Genomic DNA, 22404 nt, shown 5'->3' with positions numbered 1-22404 from the left:
CCCTCGTCAGCGGCCGTGGCGTGGCCGAACTCGTCCTGGAGAAGGGCCTGTTGCCCGCCGAGACCCTTACCGACCTGCTGCGGCCCGAGGTCCTGACCGGCAGCGGCCCGGCGCGGGCCTGACCTGCACGCGCACCGGGACCGGCACGGAGGACAATAGCGATCATGACGTCGTCGACGACCTTCCAGCCGGTCCTCGAGCGCATCGCCGAGGAGATCGAGCGGACACCCGGCCGCGGCCGGCCCGCCGACTACATCCCCGCGCTCGCCGCCTGCGATCCGCGCCGCTTCGGCATGGCCGTGGCCGAACCGGACGGCACGGTGTACGGCGTGGGGGACTGGCGGCAGCCGTTCTCCGCCCAGTCGATCACCAAGGTCTTCACCCTCGCCCTGGACCTGGCCCGCGAGGGCGACACCCTGTGGGAGCACGTGGGCCGTGAACCCTCAGGCAACCCCTTCAACTCCCTCGTCCAGCTGGAGTACGAGAACGGCATCCCGCGCAACCCGTTCATCAACGCGGGCGCCCTCGTCGTCACCGACCGGCTGCACACCCGCACCGGCGACGCCTCGGGCGAACTGCTCGCGTTCCTGCGGGCCGAGAGCGGCAACCCGGACCTGACCTTCGACAAGGAGGTCGAGGCCTCGGAGTCCGCCCACGGCGACCGCAACGCCGCGCTCGGGCACTTCATGGCGTCGTACGGCAACATCGACAACCCCGTGCCGACGCTCCTGGACCAGTACTTCCGCCAGTGCTCCGTCGCCGCGTCCTGCGCCGACCTCGCCCTCGCCACGACCTTCCTCGCCCGCCACGGCATCCGCGCCGACGGCACCCGCCTGCTCACCCGCAGCCAGGCCAAGCAGATCAACGCGATCATGCTGACCTGCGGCACGTACGACGCCGCGGGCGACTTCGCCTACCGCGTGGGCCTGCCGGGCAAGAGCGGCGTCGGCGGAGGGATCATCGCGGTGGTCCCGGGCCGCTGCACGCTGTGCGTGTGGAGCCCGGGCCTGGACGAGCGGGGCAACTCGGTCGCCGGGGTGGCGGCGCTCGACCGCTTCACGACCCTGACCGGTCTGTCGGTGTTCTGACCGCCCCCCTCGGCCGAGCAGTCTTCCAGCAGCGTGGGGGCCGCCGGGCCGCGCAGGTCGTACGCGTCCGGGGCAGCGGCATGTGCGCCTCGGCCCGTACCTCGTCGGTGTACAGAGACCGGCTGGACGGCTCGCCGCCGCGGAAACTCGGCCCGCGATCACCGGCCGGTCACACGCAGGCCCCCCGCCGGAGAAGGAGGCGTCCCCTTCCGGCCACACTGCGTTGACACGCTGCCCGAGTGTTGGCCATGGCTCTTCCCGTCGATCTCCGCCGCTGTCAGATACTCGGTCTGGCCGGTACCGCCTGCCTCGCCCTGGGCGGTGAGACGTCCGGAGCCCTCCCCGTACGGGACCTCCTCCACCCGGCCTCCGCTCGCGCCGCCCTCGGCCTGGTGGGCGCGTACTTCGGCGTCGTCCTGCTGATCGCGGCCTGGGCCCTGCTGGGCCGCCTGGTCAGGGGCCCGAGACCACCCGCCCCCCATGCCCTCCTGCTCGTCCTCGCCGCCTGGGCCGCCCCGCTCCTGCTCGCCCCGCCGCTGTTCAGCCGGGACGTCTACAGCTACCTCGCCCAGGGCGCGATGGTCGAGGCGCACATGGACGTCTACGCGCACGGGCCGTCCCGTCTCGGCGGCCCGCTCGCCGACGAGGTCGCCCCGCTCTGGCTGCACACCGGAGCCCCGTACGGCCCCGTGTTCCTCGCCGTGGCGGCGGCCCTGTCGGGCCTGACACGCGGCGAACTGCCCGCCGGGCTCCTCGGGATGCGGCTCGTCGCACTGGCCGGCGTGGCCCTGATGGCCGCCGCACTGCCCCGCCTCGCCCGCCACAGCGGCGCCGACCCGTCCGCCGCGCTGTGGCTCGGCGTCCTCAACCCGCTCGTCCTGCTGCACCTGGTCGCCGGCGCCCACAACGACGCCCTCATGCTGGGCCTGCTCGGCGTCGGCCTGGTGGCCGCGCTCGGCCGGTGGCCGGTCCTCGGCGCCGTCCTCCTCACCCTCGCCGCCCTGGTCAAGGCGCCCGCAGCGCTCGGGCTGGCCGCCGTCGTGGCCCTCCAGGTGAGCGCGGGCCGCAGTCCGGCGAAGGCCCTCGTCACCACCACCACGGCGGCTGCCGCGACAACCGTCGCGGCCACGGCCGCGGCCGGCACCGGATACGGCTGGATCGGCGCCCTGAACACCCCCGTCTCCCCCCAGAACTGGGCCCTGACCACCCTCCTCGGCCGCGCCACCCGGGCCCTGCTGGAGCACCTCGACAGCCCCTTGGCGCCGCTGGCGATCCCCGCCTGGCACACGCTGGGCATCGTGGCGGCCGCGGTCGCGATCGGACTGATCTGGCTGCGGCTGCGTCCCCGGCCGGTGTACGCGCTCGGCCTGAGCCTGGCGGCGGTGGCCGGGCTCGGCCCGGCGATCCGCCCCTGGTACGCCCTGTGGGGCCTGTTCCTCATCGCAGCCGCCGCGCCCGGCACCTCAGTACGCCCCCGCATGGCCGCCGTGACCGGTGTGCTCGCGCTGAGCGTCCTGCCCAGCGGCGGGCCGGCGGACACCGGGCAGCTCCTGCTGGCCGTCTCCGGCGGCACCCTGGCCGTCGTCGTGCTGTGGCAGGCCCACCAGGCCGAACTCGCCCCGGCACTGGGACGCACGGCGTGACCCCCGCCCTGCGGCGCACCGACCGGGGCCGGCTGGTGCTGGTGCTCGCCCTCGCCACGCTGGTGACGGTCTTCACCGCGACCGTGCCTCTGCTGCGCGACTGGTTCGACCTGCGCGTCTACTACGGCAGCATCGACTCCTGGGTCCACCACGGCGGCCGGATCTACGACTACCGGGTGCCCGGCACGACGTACGGCTTCACCTACCCGCCGTTCGCCGCGGTCGCCATGCTGCCGATGGCGCTGCTGGACCTGCGCACCGCCGTCGCCGCCGCCCTGCTGCTCAACCTGGCGGCCCTGGCCGTGATCCTGCGGCTGCTCGCCGGGTCCGCATGGCGGCGCCCCGGCTGGTACGGCTGGGCCCTGATCGCCTGCCTGCTCCCGCTGTTCGAGCCGCTGCGCGACACGTTCAGCTTCGGCCAGGTGAACCTGCTGCTGCTGGCCCTCGTCCTCACCGACGCGACGCTGCTCGCCACCGGACGCGGACGCTTCGCCGGTGCCGGCATCGGCCTCGCGGCCGCGGTCAAACTCACGCCGGCGCTGTTCATCGGTCTGCTGCTGGTGGCCAGACGGTGGCGCGCCGCGGCGATCGCCACAGGCGTGGCCCTCGGGGCCACGGCTCTCGCGGCCGGGGTGGACCCGGACGCCTCGCGCTTCTACTGGACCGAGGCGCTGTGGGACACCCACAGGATCGGCCGTCCGGCCTATGTGTCGAACCAGTCCGTGCAGGGCGTCCTGGCCCGGCTGGGCGAACCGGACCGGGCGGTGTGGGCGGCGGTGGTCCTGCTGGTCCTCGGCGTGTGGGCGGTGCGGGTGCGCCGGGCGGTCGCCGCGGGGGACTGGACGGCCGCGTTCGCCCTGACCGGGCTCGCCGCCTGCCTGGTGAGCCCGATCACCTGGGTGCACCATCTCGTGTGGCTGCTGCCCTCCTTCGCCGTGCTGGTCCGCGCGCGGCACTTCCGCATCGCGGGCGCCCTGTACGCGGTGCTGTGCACCAGCGTGGTGTGGCTGTGGTTCGACGACGCGTCCGGCGTCGACGGGTTCGTGGGCAGCAACGCCTACGCCTGGATCACCCTGGGCCTGCTGCTGTGGCTGCCGGCCGGTCAGCCCCGGTCGGGCCTGCGGACCGGAAGCCGCAGCACCAGCACCACCACCACCGCGCCCGTCCCGGCGGCCCCCGCGATCAGCCCCGCCTCCGTCCAGCCGGAGTCGGGTTCTTCGTGCACGGCCGCCGCGACCGCGGGCGGCGGCGTCGTCGCGGGCCGGGCGGGGGCCCGCGGGGTGCCGAGCGAGCCGACGGCGTCGACCCGCCCGGCCGAACCGAAGCCCCAGTCGAGCAGCGAGCGTGCCTCCTCGTACACGGCGGAGCCGCCGCCCTCCTGAGGGTTCAGCACCGTCACGACGAGGGTGCGGCCGCCCCGGCGCGCCGCCGCCACGAGCGTGCTGCCGGCCTTGCTGGTGTAGCCGTTCTTGATGCCGATCAGGCCCGGGTACGGCTTCACGCCCCGCGCCCCGCTGAGCAGCCGGTTGGTGTTGAGGATCGGGTACGACCAGCCACCGCCGCCGGGGAACCTGGCCTGGACCGTGGCGCAGTAGCGGGCGAAGTCGGGGTTGCGCAGCCCCACCCGGCCGAACAGCGCCAGGTCGTACGCCGACGACACCTGGCCCGGAGCGTCGTAGCCGTCCGGGGACACCACGCGCGTGTCGAGGGCGCCGAGCGACCGGGCCTTGGCCTGCATCCGTGCCGCCGTGACCCGCCAGCCGCCGTTGAGTTCGGCCAGGACGCGCACGGCGTCGTTGCCGGAGTTGAGGAACACACCGCGCCACAGGTCGGCGATCCGGTACGTACGGCCCTCGGCGACCCCGACCAGGCTGCTGCCGGCACCGATGCCCCGCAACTCCTCCTCGCGGACCGTGTGCCGGATGCCCGCCGGCAGAGAGGGCAGCACGGTGAGCGCGAAGAGCGTCTTCAGGGTGCTGGCCGGGGGCAGCCTGCGGTGCGCGTTGTGGGCGGCGAGCACCTCACCGGTGCGGGCGTCGGCCACCAGCCAGGACAGAGCGGAGACCTTCGGGACACGGGCCGCCCCGGCGCGCGGACGCACCTGGACACCGGGACGGTGCAGCAGCGAGGGGAGCGGGGCAGCCGCCCTCGGCCCGGCCGGCGGAGTGGGCTCCGCCCTGCCGGGGTCGGCCGCCGCGGTGGGCATCAGGGCCAGGAGCCCTGCCGCACAGAGCGCACCGGCTGAGACGGCCACCCGGGAAGAGAATCCGATGCTCATAGGCTCAACGTAGAAACGGACGCGCTCCCTGACGGCGACGACGGGGCCGTACACCACGCGCGGGCACCCGGATGGATGATCGCGGCGCCCGGCCCCGTCAGCCCGAGGGCAGCGTGGGCCGGATGCGCCGCAGGAACGTGGCGTTGTCGGGCGTCTCGCGCATCCGTTCCAGGAGGGTCTCCAGGCCGCCCTGCCCGTCACGGCTCCGCAATACGCGCCGCAGACCGTGGACGGCCGCCAACTCGGCCGGGGGCACAAGGAGTTCCTCGCGCCGGGTGCCCGAGCAGGTGATGTCGACGGCGGGGAAGACGCGGCGGGACGCCGGGTCTCGGCTCAGGTGGAGTTCCATGTTGCCGGTGCTCTTCAGTTCCTCGAAGTAGAAGTCGTCGGCCCGGGAGCCGGTCTCCACCAGGGCGGTCGCGAGGATGGTGAGGGAGCCGCCCTCCTCGGCCGCCCGCGCGGCGCCGAAGAACCGCTTGGGGCCGGTCAGCGCGGACGCGTCGACGCCCCCGATGAGGATGCGGCCACCGGAAGCGGCCGCGTTGTTGTGCGCCCGGCACAGCCGGGTCAGCGAGTCGAGGAGGACGACGACGTCCTCACCGGCCTCGACGAGCCGCTTGGCCCGCTCGATCACGAGGTCGGCGAGTGCGATGTGCTGCCCGGCGCCGCGGTCGAAGGTCGAGGCGTACACCTCGCCCTGAACACCGCGCCGCATGTCGGTGACCTCCTCGGGCCGCTCGTCAGGGCGCCCTTGCCGGTGTACACGACGTCGAACTGCCGCCCGTCCAGGGCCTCGACGGCGTCGTACACGTTCGCCTGCACGTACCTCAAGTCCGCGCCGGCCTTCGCCGCGATACGTGTCGCGGCCGCGACGGACACCGCGGAGAAGTCGAGGCCGACGGCCCGGGCGCCGCGCCGTGCGAAGGCGATCGTCTCCGTGCCGAGGTGGCATTGCAGATGCAGCACGTCACGCCCGGCCAGTTCCCCGAGGTCCTCCCACTCGAAGGGGGCGAACCAGCGTTCGGGGTCGAGGTCCTGGTCGAGACCGTAGAAGCGGCTGGCGAGATGGACGGGCGTGCGGGCGTCCCAGTTCGCCTGGTTGGCCCGCATCAGCCGGTCGTGCTCGGCGGACGTCATGAGGACATCCAACCGCGAACACGCCGTGGGCGGCCGGAGAACCCGCGAAACGGATCTCGGGGCGTGGCGTTCACACCGAGCGGACCCGTGCGTCCTCGGCGATGCGGTAGAACCGCGCGCCCATGGCCGTGGCGAGCGCCTGGGCCGCCGGCAACGGGCCGACCGTCACCGTGAATTCGGCGATGAGCCGGTCTTCTTCGACGTGGATGAAGTCGCATCCCTGGAATCTCCGGTCGCCCAGGCCCTGGTGTGCGCGTACTTACCGTCCTGAGACAGCGGGCTCCCCTAGGCTGAGCCGATGTTCAGCCCCGAAGGCCCCAGCCTGCGAGAACTGGCCGTCCAGGCCCTGTCGTCCGTCGAACGCGGCTACGACCTTCTCGCGCCGAAGTTCGACCACACCCCCTTCCGGACACCCGACGCGATCCTCGACGCCGTCGAATCGGCACTGCGGCGGACGGGGCCCTTCGACGCCGGGCTCGACCTGTGCTGTGGCACCGGAGCGGGCGTCGGTGTGCTGACCCGGGTGTGCCGGGAGCGGGTCACCGGGGTCGACTTCAGCCAGGGCATGCTCGACGTCGCACGGGAGCGCGTCCGGCCGGCGGGGCCGCAGGTCTCCTGGGTCCGCGCCGACGCCCGCGCCCTGCCCTTCGCGCCCGCCTTCGACTTGGTCGTCAGCTTCGGCGCCTTCGGGCACTTCCTGCCGCGCGAACTGCCCGGGCTGTTCGGGCAGGTCCGCTCCGTCCTGCGGCCGGGCGGCTGCTTCGCGTTCCCGCTTCCCGCCCCGCCCCGCGCGAGTTCGCTCGGCTACTGGACGCTGCTCGGCTTCGACACGGTGATGCGCGTGCGCAACGCGCTCTGGCGGCCCCCGTTCGTCATGTACTACCGCACGTTCCGCCTCGGGGACGTACGGCGTGAGCTCGCCCGGGCGGGCTTCCGGGTGGAACTCCACGCGCTGCCGGAGTTCGGGCGGCGACCGGACCGCAGCCCGCGGGCGCGCCTGGTCGTGGCCCGGGCCGCAGGCTAGTCAGCCGCGCAGGAAGTGCCCGGATGGTCGTCGCTGGTGCGGCACTCCCCGGTCGGCGAGGAGGTGCGGGCTCGCCCCGTGGTCGGACATGGGCGGCCCCGCCCCTCGGCCCCGGCCGCAGCGTCACCGCTCGGGCGCGAAGAACGTACCGACTGGTCGGGCCGAGGGGGAAGGCCGTCGGGCGGGGAGCGGCCGGATCAGATGTACGAGCGCATCCAGCGCAGCTTGGCCTGCTCCTGGAAGGGGCCGCCGCCCTCATGGTCGTTGAAGTCGTAGACCTCGATGGTCTTGTCCTCGTGGGTCCAGGCGTTGAACGCCGCGAAGACGGTCGAGGGCGGGCAGGTCTGGTCCTCCAGGGCGGCCGAGAAGAGCGCCGGGGCCCGGCCGCGGGCGGCGAAGTGGACGCCGTCGAAGTACGACAGCGTGCGCAGGGCGTCCTCGGAGCGGCCGCGGTGCGTCTTGAGGTAGAGACCGATCTCCCGGTACGGATGACGGTCCGTGACCGTCGCCGCGCGGGGGTAGTCGCACAGGAACGGCACGTCCGGCGCGATGCCCGCCAGGTCCGGCACCAGCCCGCCGACCGCGATCGTGATGCCGCCACCCTGGCTCGAGCCGATGGCCATCGTGCGCGTCGGGTCGGTGAGGGGATGCGAACGGGCCGCCTCCACGGCACGCACCGCGTCCGTGAACACCCGGCGGTAGTAGTAGTTCTCCGGTGCGTCGATACCCCGCGTCATGAAGCCGGGGTAGGCGGGCGCGCCCCCCACCGGGTCCGCCGTGCCGCCGCCCCCACCCCAGGCGCTGCCCTGCCCGCGGGTGTCCATCACGAAGTGTGCCCGGCCCGTGGACGCCCACAGCAGATGCTCGTGCGGCAGCCCGCGCCCGCCGCCGTAGCCGATGAACTCCACGACCAGTGGGAGCGGGCCGTCCGCGTCGGTCGGCAGCGTCAGCCAGCCCTTGACCGGATGACCGCCGAAACCGGCGAACGTCACGTCGAACACCTGCACGGTTGACAGGCCCGTGTCGACCGGTTCGAAGCGGGCGTCCAGATCGTGCTCGCGCGCCTCCTGGAGGGTCTTGGACCAGAACGCGTCGAAGTCCGCGGGCTCGATGGACGCGCTGCGGTACTCGCGGAGTTCGTCGAGAGGAAGGTCGAACAGGGCCATGTAGGACCACCTTGGGTGAGGAACGGCTGCGGGACGGTGCGGATGATCACACTACGTGGGTGGTCGGATGACTGGCCAGGTGTTTGCCGCGCTCTCTTCACCGGGCGTGCCGGTCCGGAGCGGGCAATGCGCTGGTCAAGCGTGCGCAGGGAGAGGGACGGGCGGCTTTCCGGGGTGGTGGTCGGCCGGAGGTGGTCGGGTCACCGTAGGGGAACGTCGACCGTTTCCCGGTCCGTCATGCGTGGCGGCGCGTCCACTCCGGTTCCGTACGGGCCCACGCCCGGTCCCACTCGGCCAGCCGACGGCGCAGTGCCACCCGGCGCACGGCGACGTGGCCGAGCAGCACCGACAGCACCGCACCGCCCGCGGCGCACGTGCCCATGGTGAGGGTGTGCTGCCAGACCGCCGTGCCGTCCACCGGCGGCGCGACGGTCCGCCCCCGGGAGTCGAACCAGACGTCCACGACCTCGCCCCGCTCCGTGCCCGCGGCGACCCGGGCCGCCGCGGTGCGGGTGCCCCCGCCCGGCTCCGTCCAGCGCACGGTCGCCCGGTACGCGTGCTGCCCGCCGGCCTGCACCGACGGCAGGGCGTCGCTCCGGCCGACGACCTCGGCACGGACGCGATGACGCTCGGCACGCTGCTCCGCCGACACCGACTTCGCCTCGCCATGGGCCCACCAGGCGGTCGCCGTTCCCACCAGCGGCGCGCCCACGAGGACGAGGACGGCGACCACCAGCACCGTCCACGCCTCGACGACATCCGACCGGCGCCGCAGCGGACTGCGCCGCCAACGCCGGCCGCTCATCCGGGTTCGCATGTCGACCTCCTCGCCGTCACCGCGGCCGCGGGGCCGTCACCTGGCCCGTGCGGCGCCGCCGTCGCTGCCGCGTCACGCCGCGCGTGCGAGTGCCCACCCGGGGCCCGGTGTCCCCTCCGGCGCACCTCGACCGCTCCCGGAGGCATACGAGGGGAGCGGCGTACCGAAGCACTTCGGCTGGGGTGCCCGGCACGGCCGCGGCGAAACCCGGGCCCGCTGCCGTACCCAGAGCGAAGGCGTCGGCGTCATCCGGCGGGGGGCCTCGCGGTCACAGGCAGCCGGAGTGCGGGCCACGGCACTCCGGCTGCCACACGGGTGGACAGCGCTGGGGCGCGGTCAGGGTCAGCCGAAACGCTCGATCCGGATGCGGTCCACGGGCTGACCGGCCGTCACGAGCAGCCGAGAGGCGTGCTCGGCGAAGGAGTTGGAGCCGCACACATAGACCTCCCACCCATCACGAGGCTGCTCGGCCAGGAGTGGCGCCACATGTGCGGCCGCCATACGTCCCACCGGCACACCCTCCGGCGCGCTCCGGGTGAACACCGGCGTGGTCTCGGCACCCAACTCCCGGGCGTAGACCAGCTCCTCGGGGCTGCGCGCGGACACCACCATGCGCAGCGGCACGGCCAGGTTCCGCGCCCGGTGGTGGCGGACCATCGACATCAGCGGTACGACACCCGAACCGGCGCCGATCAGCAGCGCGGGCCGGTCGCCCGGCCAGGCGAAGAAGCCGCTCACGGGGCCTCGCATCTCGACCCGGTCACCGGGCCGGGCGACGGTGTGGAACCAGCCCGAGACCTCGCCGCCCTCGATGTGGTCCAAGGTCAGCTCGACATGACCGCAGTCGTCCGGCGCGGACGCGATCGAGTAGTGGCGCTGCGCCACGTAGCCGTCCTCGGCGGTCAGCCGCACCATCAGGTGCTGGCCGGGCAGATGACCCGGCCAGCCGGGCACGGCGAACCGGAACGTGGCCGCGCGCGGGGTCTCGCGGCGGATCTCGGTCAGGGTGGCGGTCTGCCACTCGGAGGCGGCCTGTTCGCTCACGGCGATGCGCCCGGGCACGGCGAACCGCGTGGGCGGCACGAAGGTCTCAGTCACCGGAGTACCTCTGCTCCTCCCAGGGGTTGCCCCGCTCGTGGTAGCCGTTCGACTCCCAGAAGCCCGGCTCGTCGCGGTCGAGGATGCGCAGACCCGCGATCCATTTGGCGCTCTTCCAGAAGTACAGGTGCGGCACCAGCAGCCGCGCCGGGCCGCCGTGCTCGGGCGCGAGCGGCCGTCCGTCGTACTCCCAGGCGATCCAGGCGTGCCCACCGGTCAGGTCGGCGAGCGGGAGATTCGTGGTGTAGCCGGTGTGCGCGTAGGCGACGGCATGGGTGGCCGACCCATGGGGGCGGACCACATCCAGGAAGGCGTCCAGGGACACGCCCGAGAACCGCGTCCCGAACTTCGACCAGCCGGTCACGCAGTGGATGGCGCCCTCGTACACCGACGCGGGCATCCGGTGCGCCTCCTCCCAGTTCCAGGTGCGGGGCTCCTCGACCAGCCCGTCGATGCGGAAGGTCCAGTCGGCGGGCGCCAGGTCGGGAGTGACCTCGGCGGACAGGACCGGCCAGTCCTCGCGTGCGTCGTACTGTCCGGGCGGCAGGCCCGGGTCGTCGACGCGGGGGCGCCCGGTGAAGCCTCGGGTGATGTGCATGTGCTGGTGCCTCCGGGCCGGGCCGACGGTGCCCCGCCGGGCCGGCGTACTCGGTGATTGCGTCATCAACCGTACGTGCCGTGCGTCCTGGTCGTGGCAGCCGGGGGCGGGTCACGCGTTGTGGCGCACGAGGTCGTCGGCGAAGCGCCGCAGGTCCTGCGCCGGTCGGCCTCCACGGTTGCAGGAGCCAACCACTCGAACGCGGGCCCGGGCGGCGGTACCGCGCCCCGCCGGGTGACTTGTACGACCCGGGCGGGCGACGGCCCCCGCGCCGTACCGGGCGACCGGCTCCGCGGCGTGCCGGGCGACCGGCCCGTCGGGTAGGGTTGCCGTCCGGCTGCGGGACGGACCCGGCCGTATCGGAAACGAGGAGGTGAGACCCATTACCGCTGTGTCAGCTCGGGTGCTCTCCTCTCGACGTCGCGCGGATCGTCGGCCGTAGACGACCGCGGAGCGCCCTTCGGTTCTCGAAAGGCTCCTGGCTTCCATGCCTTCTGTGTTCTCCGTTCCCCCGTCCACGCCCTCGTCCCGTGACGCCGTCGTCGCCGCCCTGCGCACCGCCGGCTGCGTCTTCGCCGAGGACGAGGCCGAATTGATCCTCGCCACCGCGCGCACTCCCGCCGAAGCCGCCGCCATGGTCGAGCGCCGCGTCGTGGGAATCCCCCTCGAACTCGTCGTCGGCTGGGCCGAGTTCCGGGGTCTGCGCATCGCCGTCGCCCCGGGCGTCTTCGTACCGCGCCGCCGCACCGAGTTCCTGGTGGAGCAGGCCCTGCGGCGAGCGCCCGGCGCCGGCGTCGTCGTGGACCTGTGCTGCGGCTCGGGCGCCGTCGGCGCGGCGCTGGCCGCCGGACTGGGCCCCGTCGAACTGCACGCCGCCGACGTCGACCCGGCCGCCGTGCGCTGCGCCCGCGGCAACCTCGCCGAGGCCGGTGGCCATGTCCATCAGGGTGACCTGTTCGCGGCACTGCCCGGCGAGCTGCGCGGCCGGGTCGACATCCTCGCGGCCAACGTGCCGTACGTCCCGAGCGGCGAGATCGGGCTGCTGCCCCAGGAGGCCCGGGACCACGAGCCGCTGGTCGCCCTCGACGGCGGCACGGACGGCCTCGACGTGCTGCGCCGGGTCGCGGCCGAGGCACCCGGCTGGCTCGCCCCGGGCGGCTGCGTCCTGGTGGAGACGAGCCGCCACCAGGCACCGAACGCCGTCGCGGCCTTCGAGAGCCATGGCCTGACGGCCTGCCTGACCGTCTCGGAGGAGCTGTACGCCCATGTGGTGACCGGCGTGAGGCCGTAGTCCGGGCGCCCGGGCGCCGTTACCGGGGCCGCTCGGCCTCCCTCAGACCGGTGCCGTCGCCCGGGCGACCAGCACCGCCACGTCGTCGAAGTTGTCCGGCTCGTGCAGCGTGCGCAGCAGCAGGTCGCAGACCTCCTCCAGCGGCCGGTCGGGACCGTCCAGGAGGGACAGCAGCGTGGCGAGCCGTTCGTCGAGCGGGTCGCGGCGGGTCTCGACGAGACCGTCGGTGTAGAACACCAGCCGGTCGCCCGGATCGAGGTCGACGGTGGTGGTGGAGAAGGCGATCCCGCCCACGCCCAGTGGCACGCCGGTCGGCAGGTCGAGCAGCTCCGGAGGCCGGCCGGCCCGGACGCGCACCGGCGGCAGATGTCCGGCGTTGGCGATCCGGCACTGCCGCAGATGCGGGTCGTGCACGGCGTAGACACAGGTGGCGATGGCCTGCTCGAGCCCCGCCGTGATCTTGTCGAGGTGCTCCAGGAGCATGTCGGGATCCAGGCCGAGGGAAGCCAGGGTGTTGGTCGCCGTGCGCAGCCGCCCCATGGCCGCCGCCGCGGGGATGCCGCTGCCCATCACATCGCCGACGACGAGGGCGGTCTTGCCGCCGTCCAGCGGGATCACGTCGAACCAGTCACCGCCGACCTCGCTCGTGGCCCCGGCCGGCTGGTAGCGGGAGGCGACCTCCAGCCCGCCGGTGACGGGCGGGTGGCTGGGCAGCAGGCTCCGCTGCAGGGTGAGGGCGGTGTCGCGGGCGCTCTGATACCAGCGCGCGTTGTCGATCTGCACGGCGGCCCGGGCGGCCAGCTCACGCGCCAGCAGCAGGTCGTCCTCGCTGAACGGCAGCGGATTGCGGGTGCGCTTGAGGTCCAGGGCGCCCAGCACCTCGCCACGTGCGATCAGCGGCACGGCCAGATAGGAGTGCACCCCCGCCCGGCCCAGCAGTTGGGCCGCCTCGGGGGAACGGGCGATGCGCGCCAGGTCCTCGTCCTCGACCTCCGGCAGCATCACGGGGCTCGCCGTGCGCACGCACTCGGTGACCAGCCGGTCGGGGGCGTACCGGGCCACCTGTCCGGGCGGATCCGCCGCCTCCATCGCCTCGGCGGAGTCGTACCCCTGGACCGCCAGGGCGCGGATCACCGCCGACTCCGCGGGCCCGAGGCTGGTGCGCCGGCCCTGCACCACCGCGTCCAGCAGGTCGACCGCCGCGATGTCGGCGAGCTCGGGCACGGCCACCTCGGCGAGCTCATGGGCCGTGTGATCCAGGTCCAGGGTGGTGCCGATCCGCCCCGAGGCGTCGGCGATCAGGGCCAGCCGCCGCCGCGCGGCCTCGGCCTCGATGGCCGCACGGTACTGCTCGGTGACGTCGACGATCGAGACGGCCACGCCCAGCACGGTCCCGAAGGCGTTCTCCAGCCGGTACAGCGAGACGGACCAGGCGTGGTCCTGGTGCGGGTCTGCCGGGGTGCGGCCGATCGTGGACCGGTCGACGACCGGCCGGCCGGTCTCCAGGACCCGGCGCGCCGCCGCTTCCAGGGCGTCGACGTCCATCCGCGGCACCACGTCGCGGGGTCTGCGGCCCAGGTGCCCCTCGGCCGGCACGCCGTTGATCTCCTCGAGCGCCCCGTTCACCGAGACGTACCGCAGATCCGTGTCCAGCACCGCCAGCCCGATCGGGGACTGCGCGATCATCCGCGTCGACAGCGCCACGTCGCGCTCCAGCCGGTGCACGGTGCTCTGGTCGGCGCACAGCCCCAGCGCGTACACGTCGCCCTGGTCGTCCAGCAGCCGCATGTTGCGGAACTCCACGAGCCGGGTGCTGCCGTCCTTGCGACGGACGGGGAAGGCCCCGGCCCAGCTCTGCCCGGTGCCCATGACGTCGGCGAACAGTTTCACCACGAGGTCGACGTGCTGCTCGTGGACCATGATCCGGGCGGCGTACTGTCCGAGGGCTTCCTGCGCGTCGTAGCCGAACAACTCCTCGGCCTGCGGGCTCCACAGCACGATGCGGCCCTCGGCGTCCAGGACCACCGAGGCCACCCGCAGCACGTCGAGCAGTCCGCTGGGCCGCGCCGAACCGCGTACCGGCCCGTCGCCCTCGGTCTCGGGAGCCCCGGCTGCACTCATCCCACGCCCGCCTTCGCCGATCCTCGCGGCACGCCGCCGTGTGCCGACACCCCATGTTCCCCCGCGCAGAGCCGCTTCCTCGAGACCCCTTCCGTCACCTTCCACCATCTCCCACCACGGCCCCGGCCGCCCCGCAGACCGTCCCCACGACCAGAGGCACCGCCGGTAGTGCTCGCCGGAAGGTGGTGCTTTGCTGGGGTAGGGGCGGATACGGCAGCGTGGCCCTGAGAGGAGCGATCACGATGGACGAGGAGCGACCGCACCCCCACTCCGTCTCGGTGGAGATCAGCGGGTGCAGCAAGCAGGACGCCCGGATCGTGTTCGACGCGCTGTGCTCCTGCTTCGAGTCCGACCGGGGCGCCGACGACGTACCCGAGGAACTGCACGAGACCCGGCCGACCGTGTGGCTCGGCACCTTCGACGTGGCCGACGAGCACGAGGGAGCGAGCCCGGTGCGGCTGACCTCCTCCGTCGAAGCAGACCTGCACGGCGGCTACTGGGCGATCGAACGGTTCCGTACGACCCTGGACTCGCTGTTCGACGTGCACGACCTGAGCACGGTCTCCGGCGACCAGGAGAAGGAACTGCACGTGCGCCTGCAGAGCCGGTGAGCGCCGCTCACGCCTGAAGCAGACCGAGGACGGCCCGCCGGCACCTCGACGGCTTCGGCGCCGAAGCCCGGCGTGTGCGGACGTCCTTGCCGACCTCGCACCGGTCGGGGGCGGCCAAGAAGCCCTCCCCGCCGTGGCGGTACGTCACCGTCAGCGTCGGCGGGCGCGGGAAGTCACCGCTCCCGCCGGGCGGCGGGGCCGCGTCCGGCAGCCGCACGAGACGCGCCGCCCGTGACGCGGCGCCGGCCACCGCGTCGGCGCCTCCGGGGCGCCCCGACGCCCCGTGCAGGCCGACCCCGCCCCGCCACAGCCCGCGCCCCAACGATGCCTGCCCGGCTCGGAGGGCGGATCAGTTCGCCGGCGAGGTCCACCACCGCGGAGAGCGTCGGACGGTCAAAGGTCCTCGTCATGGCCCTGCTGTGCCCTCCATCACCTTGTGCAACTAGTTGCATAAACCGCCGGTAGTCCTCTACAACTACAGGCACGACACCGCGCACGGAGGGCCCCGATGAGCCGTTACCCGCACCTGCTGAGCCCCCTCGACCTGGGCTTCACCACCCTGCCCAACCGGGTCCTGATGGGCTCCATGCACGTCGGTCTGGAGGAGGCCGAGGGCGGGTTCGCGCGCATGGCCGCCTTCTACGCCGCCCGCGCCCGCGGGGGAGTGGGCCTGATCGTCACCGGCGGCATCGCCCCCAACGACGAGGGGCGGCCCTACGAGGGCGGCGCCAAGCTCACCACCGAGGCCGAGGCCGAGCAGCACCGGGTCATCACCGACGCCGTGCACCACGCGGGCGGGCGGATCGCGATGCAGATCCTGCACTTCGGCCGGTACGCCTACCACCGGGACCTGGTGGCCCCCAGCCCCGTCCAGGCGCCCATCAGTCCCTTCCCGCCCCGGGAGCTCACCGACGCCGACGTCGAGCAGACGATCGAGGACTACGCCCGCGCCGCCCGACTCGCCCGCCGGGCGGGCTACGACGGGGTCGAGATCATGGGCTCCGAGGGCTACCTCATCAACGAGTTCATCGCGCAGCAGACCAACCAGCGCACCGACCGCTGGGGCGGCTCGTACGAGAACCGCCTGCGCTTCCCGCTGGAGATCGTGCGCCGGGTGCGCGAGGCGGTCGGCGAGGACTTCATCGTCATCTACCGGCTGTCCATGCTCGACCTCGTCCCGGGCGGCTCGACCCTGGACGAGGTCATCACCCTCGCCAAGGCCGTCGAGGCCGCCGGGGCGACGATCATCAACACCGGCATCGGCTGGCACGAGGCCCGCATCCCCACCATCGCGACCTCCGTGCCGCGCGGTGCGTACACCTGGGTGACCAAGCGGCTCATGGGCGAGGTGTCCGTCCCGCTGGTCACCACCAACCGCATCAACACCCCCGAACTCGCCGAGGAGTTGCTCGCCGAGGGTGCGGCCGACATGGTGTCGATGGCCCGCCCGATGCTCGCCGACCCCGACTTCGTCACCAAGGCCGAGGCCGGCCGGCCCGAGGCGATCAACACCTGTATCGGCTGCAACCAGGCCTGCCTCGACCACACGTTCAGCGGCCTGATCACCTCCTGCCTGGTCAACCCGCGCGCCTGCCACGAGACGGAGCTCGTGCTCTCCCCGACCCGGTTGCGCAAGCGTGTCGCGGTCGTCGGCGCCGGACCGGCCGGCCTCGCATGCGCGGTCTCCGCCGCCGAACGCGGGCACGAGGTGACGCTGTTCGACGCGGCGAGCGAGATCGGCGGCCAGCTCAACGTCGCCCGCAAGGTCCCCGGCAAACAGGAATTCGACGAGACGCTCCGCTACTTCCGCACCCAGCTCGACTGGCACGGCGTCGACGTCCGGCTGAACACACTCGTCACGGCCGCGGACGTCGACGGCTTCGACGAGGTCGTCGTCGCCACCGGCGTCACCCCGCGCACCCCCGACATCCCGGGCGTGGACCACCCGAGCGTCCTCGGCTACCTCGACGTCCTGCGCGACGGCGCCCCCGTCGGCGACCGCGTCGCGATCCTCGGCGCGGGCGGCATCGGCTTCGACGTCGCCGAGTACCTCACCGACAGCGGCGACAAGGCCCACGAAGACCCGCGGACGTACTTCCGCCAGTGGGGCGTCGACCTCGACTACCGCGCCCCCGGCGGCCTCGCCGCGCCCGTGCGGCCCGCCCCGCCTCGCACCGTCCACCTGCTCCAGCGCAAGACGTCCAAGGTGGGCGCGGGCCTCGGCAAGACCACCGGCTGGATCCACCGCACCGAGCTCAAGCACCGCGGCGTCACCATGGTCGCGGGCGTGCGCTACGACCGGATCGACGACGCCGGACTGCACATCACCGTCGGCGACGAGAGCGCGGTGCTGGAGGTCGACACCGTCGTGCTGTGCACGGGCCAGGAGCCGCGCCGCGGCCTGTACGAGGAACTGCTCGCCGCCGGGCGCAGCACGCACCTCATCGGCGGCGCCGACGTGGCAGCCGAGCTGGACGCCAAGCGCGCGATCAAGCAGGGCACCGAGCTGGCGGCCGCCCTGTAGGGCGGATGCGCGTCCCTAGGATGAGGCCATGTCACTCCCGCACGCGATCCTCACCGCTCTGCTCGAGAAGCCGTCGTCCGGGCTGGAGCTGACCCGCCGGTTCGACCGGTCGATCGGCTACTTCTGGTCGGCGACGCACCAGCAGATCTATCGCGAGCTGGGAAAGCTGGAGTCCGACGGCCTCATCAGGGCCTTGCCGGCCGAGCAGCCGGCCCGCGGGCAGAAGAAGAGCTACGAGGTCCTGCCCGCGGGCCGCGCCGAACTGGCCCGTTGGACCGCCGCCTCCCAGGACCCCAAGCCGCACCGCGACACCCTGCTGCTGCGGCTCAGGGCGGCCGCCGTCGTCGGCACGGCGGGCCTGGAGGCCGATCTGCGGCGCCATCTGGAGCTGCACGAGCGGCAGCTGGCGGAGTACCAGGAGATCGAGAAGCGCGATTTCCCGCCCGGCCGGGACGGCACCGAGGACCGGCTGCGGCACCTGGTGCTGCAGGCGGGTATCGACCTGGAGACCTTCTGGACCCGGTGGCTCAGGCGCGCCCTCGCGGATTTCCCCGAACTCCCGGACGGCGAACCGATTCGACTGTCCCGACCCACATGAGGCGGCCCGCCCGACCGGAGCGCTTCGAAGGGGCGGGCCGCCGTCACGCACCGGATCAGAGCCGGTGCGGCTTGTTGCGCCGGCGCAGGTACCAGGCCGTCGCGAGCACACCCGACCCGACCAGCGTGCCGCCCGCCACCAGCGTGACGGTGCCGTAGTCCGTCGAGGACCCGCCGACCCCGCCCATGACGCCGCGGGACGGCGAGGCCGAGGGGGACCGCGTGGGGGAAGGGGCGGCGGACACCATGACGGACTGGGTGCCCGCGGTGGTGCCGTCCGAGCAGATGACGATCACGGTGTACGTGCCCGGCGTCACGTTCGACCAGGCGGCGGACTGGCTGGTGGGAATACCCGACAGGGGCACCTGACGGCCCTGGGCGAAGCTGCCCTGACTGCTCGTCAGCAGCGAGGCGGTGCCCCAGCTGCCGCTGATCTGGGTGCACGAGCTGGTCGTGACCGACACCGTGGACCCCGTGGTGCTCACGGAGATACCAGGCCCCGCGACAGCGGGGGACGCGGCCGGGAAGAGAGGCAGCGCGGCGGCGACTGCCACGGTCAGGCCGGAGTGGAGAAGTGGCGATGAGTTGCTCATGTGGACTGCCCTCCGGCGGCACGGTTGGCGGTACATCCCTTGCGCCGCCGAGGGTCGGGGAACGCCCGTGCTGCCTCAGGGTCAGCCAAGACGCCCGGGGCCCGGGCCGCATCCCGGGTGCCCCCGTGCAGGTGACGGGTTCCCACCGCCGGACGATGCCGGGACGGCGTCGGCGCCTCGAACCGTCGTCACCGTCCGCTCCGGCCAGTAGCCTCCCCAGGTGCCGTCCGGCAGCATCGCCCGCACGCGCATCCGGTGGGTGGCACCGGCGGCCCGCCCCATGGAGAAGCGGTGTCCCCGCCCGGACCGCACGGCTGCGCGGCCCGAACCGAGGGCGAGAGCCGCGCGGAGCGCGAGGCGGCGGAGGGGGAGGGGAGAGCGGAAAGGTCTCGCAGGTCACGGCCTCCCGCGGCGGTACTCGAGAATGGTCCGGACCAATATGACGCGGCTGGCGCGGTCACATCGAGAGGGCGATGGAGGGACCGGGTCGCGCCCCCTTCACGGGGGCGTCGCCGCTGCTGTTCGTGGCCCCCCGGGAGGAGTTCGTACGCTGAACTTCCTCACGGTCGAACTCCCGGCGTACGTCAGTGAGTTCACGTCTGACGCGCGGACCGCCGCCGGCATGGATCCCGCGTCGGCCGGTGGCCGGGCGGCCCGGATTCTCACGCGGACTCAGAGTCCCGGCCCCCCTCAAAGGTTGGGGGTGTGTGCCCCCGTCCGGCCCCTCAGCGGTGGCCCGGTGACCGGCCCGGGGACAGATTGGGCTGAGTGCCCGTCACGTCCCCGAGGAGAGGCTCCCCCGTCGTGCGTGTTCAGTCGCTCACGCTGGCCGCGGCCAGCTCCGCCCTGCTCGCCGCGACGGCACCGCCCGCCGCTCCGGCCCCGCCGCGCACCCCGCCGGTGGTGTCGCGCGAAGGCACCGTCCGAGCCGCCGCCCTGCTCGCCGCGACGGCACCGCCCGCCGCTCCGGCCCCGCCGCGCACTCCGCCGGTGGTGTCGCGCGAAGGCACCGTCCGAGCCGCCGCCCTGCTCGCCGCGACGGCACCGCCCGCCGCTCCGGCCCCGCCGCGCACCCCGCCGGTGGTGTCGCGCGAAGGCACCGTCCGCGCCGCCGACCTGCTCGCCAAGGTGCGCGACTGCGCCCCCGTCTCCCGTGGCCGGTACCGCAGCGACGCCGGCGCACCGGCCGACATCCCGGTCTGCGGCATCCGCGACGCCGTGTACTGGAAGGCCGACATGGACATCGACTGCGACGGCCGCCCCGGAGCCCGCTGCAACCGGCGCACCGACCCCTACTTCGCCGAGAGCACGGCCTACGCGCAGTCCGACGGCCGCCCGCTGAGCGCCGAACGCCTCCCCTTCATCGTCGTACCGGCGCCGAGCCGCATCTGGGACTACCGGGACCACGGCGTGGGCGGCGGCTCGGTCGTGGCCGTCGTGTACCGCGACCGGGTGCAGTACGCGGTCGTCGGCGACACGGGCCCAAAGAAGATCATCGGCGAGGCGTCCTACGCCACCGCCGAGGCGCTCGGCATCCGCCCGGACCCGCACGGCGGGGGCGTGCCCTCCGGCGTCACCTACATCGTCTTCAAAAACACCCGGGTGTCCCCCATCGAGGACCACGCGGCGGCCGTGACGACGGGGGAGCGGGCGGCGCGGCAGTTCGTCGACGGGAGCTGAGCGGCTGACGGTGCGTCACGGGCGCGCATGCGGCCGGGAACACCGCCTCTCCGGCGCACCCGGCCGCATCCACGCCTCACACCTTCCGGTACGTGTACGCCTCCGCGGCGGCCGACTCCACCGCCGTCAGGTCCGCCCCGGTGGCCGCCGTGACGACCGCGGCCACGGCTCCCTCCACGAACGGCGCGTCCACCAGGCGTGTCCCCTCCGGGAGTTCGTCGCCTTCCGCGAGCATCGCCTTCACCGTGAGCACCGCGCTGCCCAGGTCTGCGAGCACGGCGACCCCGGCACCGCGGTCGACGGATGCGGCCGCCGCGGCGATCAGCTCGGCACTCGTGCCGAGCCCGCCGCCCTCGGTGCCGCCCGCCGGGGCGACGGGGACCGCCGGGCCACCGCCCGTGAGCCCCTTCGCCAGCGCGGCGACCGACGCGGCCACCTCCGCGCTGTGCGACACCAGCACGATCCCCACGAGCCGCTCGTCACTCACCGGCGGCCTCCGCGAGTCCCGCGATCAGCAGCGCGGCCGAGGTGGCACCCGGATCCTGGTGCCCGATGCTGCGCTCGCCCACGTAGCTCGCCCGGCCCTTGCGCGCCTGCAGGGGCGTCGTCGCCACGGCACCCTCCTCGGCGGCGGTGCGGGCCGCCGCGAACGAGTCACCCAGCGCGTCCACCGCGGGTACCAGCGCGTCGATCATGGTCTTGTCGCCCGGTGCGGCGCCACCGAGCGTCATGACCGCGTCCACGCCCGCCCGCAGCGCCTCGGCCAGCTGTTCCGCACTGACCTCGGCGGTATCCCCGAGCGCCTTGCCGGTACGGCGCAGCAGCGTCCCGTACAGCGGCCCCGAGGCGCCGCCGACGGTCGAGATCAGTCGGCGCCCGGCCAGTGTCAGGACCCCGCCCGGCGTGCCGGGGGACTCCTCCTCCAGCGCGGCGGCCACGGCCGTGAACCCGCGCTGGAGGTTGTTGCCGTGGTCGGCGTCCCCGATGGGGGAGTCGAGGGCGGTGAGCCGTTCCGCCTCGCGGTCCACGGACGCGGCGGTCGCCGTCATCCAGCGGCGGAAGAAATCGGCGTCGAGCACTGGGTCTCCTTGCGTGGTAGGTACGTGGTGATCCTCTACCCCTTACCTGTCACACGCCCCAGCGCAGCCCCGGTGTCTTCACCGGCGCGTCCCACAGCCGCAGCAGCTCCTCATCGACCTGGCACAGGGTGAGCGAGGCGCCCGCCATGTCCAGGGAGGTGACGTAGTTGCCCACGAGGACCCGGGCCACCGCGACGCCGCGCTGGGCGAGGACCCGGTGCACCTCGGCGTTGAAGCCGTACAGCTCGAGCAGCGGCGTCGCACCCATGCCGTTGACCAGGACCAGCACCGGATTGCTCGGCCTGAGGTCCTCCACCACCGCTTCGACGGCGGCCTCGGCGATCTCGCCGGAGGTCATCATCGCGCGCCGCTCCCTGCCCGGTTCGCCGTGGATGCCGATGCCCAACTCCAGTTCCCCGGGCGGCAGATCGAAGGTGGGGCTGCCCTTGGCCGGCGTGCTGCACGCGCTCAGCGCGACACCGAAACTCCGGGAGTTCTCGTTCACCTGCCGGGCGATCGCCTGGACCCGCTCCAACGGCATGCCCTCGTCGGCGGCGGCACCCGCGATCTTCTCCACGAACAGGGTCGCGCCCGTACCGCGCCGCCCGGCCGTGTACAGGCTGTCGGTCACCGCCACATCATCGTTGACCAGCACTTTCGCGACCTGGATGCCCTCGTCCTCGGCCATCTCGGCGGCCATGTCGAAGTTCAGCACGTCACCGGTGTAGTTCTTCACGATGAACAGCACACCGGCACCGCTGTCCACGGCGGCCGCCGCGCGCAGCATCTGGTCCGGCACCGGGGAGGTGAACACCTCGCCCGGACAGGCCGCCGACAGCATGCCGGGGCCCACGAATCCACCGTGCAGCGGCTCGTGTCCCGAGCCCCCGCCCGAGACCAGCCCCACCTTCCCGGCCACGGGAGCGTCCCGCCGCACGATCACCCGATTCTCCACGTCCACGGTCAGCTCCGGGTGGGCAGCCGCCAGGCCGCGCAGCGCGTCCGCGACCACGGTCTCCGGGACGTTGATCAGCATCTTCATGGGTATCTCCTAGCGAG

The 22404-nt window shown here is 73.5% G+C and carries 19 protein-coding genes and 4 pseudogenes; 10 read left to right on the top strand and 13 right to left on the bottom strand.

The genetic code is table 11. The features are described from left to right. The 4 genes and pseudogenes from ACWD1U_RS23545 to ACWD1U_RS23530 all read left to right on the top strand — a co-directional run. Positions 1-122 (top strand): annotated as a pseudogene (locus tag ACWD1U_RS23545) (aspartate ammonia-lyase); the annotation flags it as partial. Between the two features lie 42 nt (positions 123-164). Continuing rightward, positions 165-1088: a glutaminase gene (locus ACWD1U_RS23540; protein WP_451110204.1), complete on the top strand. Its 924-nt coding sequence runs from the start codon at positions 165-167 to the stop codon at positions 1086-1088. Between the two features lie 248 nt (positions 1089-1336). Next, the gene (gene mptB, locus ACWD1U_RS23535) at positions 1337-2731 is read left to right on the top strand and encodes a polyprenol phosphomannose-dependent alpha 1,6 mannosyltransferase MptB (protein ID WP_451110202.1); all 1395 of its coding nucleotides are present in this window, start codon (positions 1337-1339) and stop codon (positions 2729-2731) included. Beyond that, complete coding sequence (locus tag ACWD1U_RS23530) at positions 2728-4113, top strand: glycosyltransferase 87 family protein (RefSeq protein WP_451110200.1); 1386 nt, start codon at positions 2728-2730, stop codon at positions 4111-4113. The genes mptB and ACWD1U_RS23530 overlap by 4 nt, the downstream gene beginning before the upstream one ends. Positions 4114-4172: 59 nt before the next feature. On the opposite strand, the pseudogene ACWD1U_RS23525 reads toward ACWD1U_RS23530, so the two are convergent. The 3 pseudogenes from ACWD1U_RS23525 to ACWD1U_RS23515 all read right to left on the bottom strand — a co-directional run. Then, positions 4173-4937: pseudogene (locus ACWD1U_RS23525) on the bottom strand (D-alanyl-D-alanine carboxypeptidase family protein); the annotation flags it as partial. Between the two features lie 169 nt (positions 4938-5106). Next, positions 5107-5754, bottom strand: a pseudogene (locus ACWD1U_RS23520) (transcription termination factor Rho); the annotation flags it as partial. Further along, a pseudogene (locus ACWD1U_RS23515) lies at positions 5751-6146 on the bottom strand (class I SAM-dependent methyltransferase); the annotation flags it as partial. The pseudogenes ACWD1U_RS23515 and ACWD1U_RS23520, both read right to left, overlap by 4 nt. A gap of 298 nt (positions 6147-6444) precedes the next feature. Between ACWD1U_RS23515 and ACWD1U_RS23510 the strand changes: the two are divergent. Beyond that, positions 6445-7170, top strand: coding sequence for a class I SAM-dependent methyltransferase (locus tag ACWD1U_RS23510; RefSeq protein WP_451110198.1), 726 nt, complete (start codon positions 6445-6447; stop codon positions 7168-7170). Between the two features lie 197 nt (positions 7171-7367). Here ACWD1U_RS23510 and ACWD1U_RS23505 read toward each other — a convergent pair whose 3' ends face one another. From ACWD1U_RS23505 to ACWD1U_RS23490, 4 genes are all read right to left on the bottom strand, one after another. Then, positions 7368-8336, bottom strand: a complete 969-nt coding sequence (locus ACWD1U_RS23505) for an acetylxylan esterase (RefSeq protein WP_451110196.1) — start codon at positions 8334-8336, stop codon at positions 7368-7370. Between the two features lie 235 nt (positions 8337-8571). Further along, positions 8572-9153 (bottom strand): Rv1733c family protein, encoded by a 582-nt coding sequence (locus ACWD1U_RS23500; RefSeq protein WP_451110194.1) that lies wholly within the window; start codon positions 9151-9153, stop codon positions 8572-8574. Between the two features lie 342 nt (positions 9154-9495). Then, entirely contained in the window at positions 9496-10251 is a 756-nt protein-coding gene (locus tag ACWD1U_RS23495; protein WP_451110192.1) for a ferredoxin reductase, read from the bottom strand. Next, entirely contained in the window at positions 10244-10849 is a 606-nt protein-coding gene (locus ACWD1U_RS23490) for a sulfite oxidase-like oxidoreductase (protein WP_451110191.1), read from the bottom strand. The genes ACWD1U_RS23495 and ACWD1U_RS23490 overlap by 8 nt, the downstream gene beginning before the upstream one ends. A gap of 487 nt (positions 10850-11336) precedes the next feature. Here ACWD1U_RS23490 and ACWD1U_RS23485 point away from each other — a divergent pair, with 487 nt between their 5' ends. After that, on the top strand, positions 11337-12140 hold the full coding sequence (locus ACWD1U_RS23485) for a putative protein N(5)-glutamine methyltransferase (RefSeq protein ID WP_451110189.1): 804 nt from the start codon (positions 11337-11339) through the stop codon (positions 12138-12140). Positions 12141-12182: 42 nt separating this feature from the next. On the opposite strand, the gene ACWD1U_RS23480 is transcribed toward ACWD1U_RS23485, so the two are convergent. Then, a complete protein-coding gene (locus ACWD1U_RS23480; RefSeq protein WP_451110187.1) occupies positions 12183-14261 on the bottom strand; it encodes a SpoIIE family protein phosphatase in 2079 nt (692 codons plus the stop codon). Between the two features lie 242 nt (positions 14262-14503). On the opposite strand from ACWD1U_RS23480, the gene ACWD1U_RS23475 reads away from it, so the two are divergent. Then, complete coding sequence (locus ACWD1U_RS23475; protein WP_451110185.1) at positions 14504-14872, top strand: hypothetical protein; 369 nt, start codon at positions 14504-14506, stop codon at positions 14870-14872. A gap of 7 nt (positions 14873-14879) precedes the next feature. Here the strand turns inward: ACWD1U_RS23475 and ACWD1U_RS23470 are convergent, their stop codons facing one another. After that, on the bottom strand, positions 14880-15194 hold the full coding sequence (locus tag ACWD1U_RS23470) for a peptidase dimerization domain-containing protein (protein WP_451110183.1): 315 nt from the start codon (positions 15192-15194) through the stop codon (positions 14880-14882). 186 nt (positions 15195-15380) lie between these two features. Between ACWD1U_RS23470 and ACWD1U_RS23465 the strand changes: the two genes are divergently transcribed. After that, entirely contained in the window at positions 15381-17396 is a 2016-nt protein-coding gene (locus tag ACWD1U_RS23465; RefSeq protein WP_451110182.1) for an FAD-dependent oxidoreductase, read from the top strand. A gap of 28 nt (positions 17397-17424) precedes the next feature. Next, on the top strand, positions 17425-17994 hold the full coding sequence (locus ACWD1U_RS23460) for a PadR family transcriptional regulator (protein ID WP_451110180.1): 570 nt from the start codon (positions 17425-17427) through the stop codon (positions 17992-17994). Between the two features lie 55 nt (positions 17995-18049). Here the strand turns inward: ACWD1U_RS23460 and ACWD1U_RS23455 are convergent, their stop codons facing one another. Beyond that, positions 18050-18586: a hypothetical protein gene (locus ACWD1U_RS23455; RefSeq protein ID WP_451110178.1), complete on the bottom strand. Its 537-nt coding sequence runs from the start codon at positions 18584-18586 to the stop codon at positions 18050-18052. Positions 18587-19390: 804 nt separating this feature from the next. On the opposite strand from ACWD1U_RS23455, the gene ACWD1U_RS23450 reads away from it, so the two are divergent. Beyond that, the gene (locus ACWD1U_RS23450) at positions 19391-20266 is read left to right on the top strand and encodes a glycoside hydrolase family 75 protein (RefSeq protein ID WP_451110176.1); all 876 of its coding nucleotides are present in this window, start codon (positions 19391-19393) and stop codon (positions 20264-20266) included. Between the two features lie 76 nt (positions 20267-20342). On the opposite strand, the gene ACWD1U_RS23445 is transcribed toward ACWD1U_RS23450, so the two are convergent. The 3 genes from ACWD1U_RS23445 to dhaK are packed head-to-tail and all read right to left on the bottom strand — an operon-like array spanning position 20343 to position 22387. Continuing rightward, positions 20343-20753, bottom strand: coding sequence for a PTS sugar transporter subunit IIA domain-containing protein (locus ACWD1U_RS23445; protein ID WP_451110174.1), 411 nt, complete (start codon positions 20751-20753; stop codon positions 20343-20345). Further along, entirely contained in the window at positions 20746-21345 is a 600-nt protein-coding gene (dhaL, locus tag ACWD1U_RS23440; protein ID WP_451110172.1) for a dihydroxyacetone kinase subunit DhaL, read from the bottom strand. The genes ACWD1U_RS23445 and dhaL overlap by 8 nt, the downstream gene beginning before the upstream one ends. A gap of 49 nt (positions 21346-21394) precedes the next feature. Beyond that, positions 21395-22387, bottom strand: a complete 993-nt coding sequence (dhaK, locus tag ACWD1U_RS23435) for a dihydroxyacetone kinase subunit DhaK (RefSeq protein WP_451110170.1) — start codon at positions 22385-22387, stop codon at positions 21395-21397. Positions 22388-22404: the final 17 nt, after the last annotated feature.

The organism is Streptomyces sp. NPDC002788 (assembly GCF_053592115.1).
Note: the sequence above shows the minus strand (reverse complement) of the source record. Positions and strands in the feature narration are given on the sequence as shown.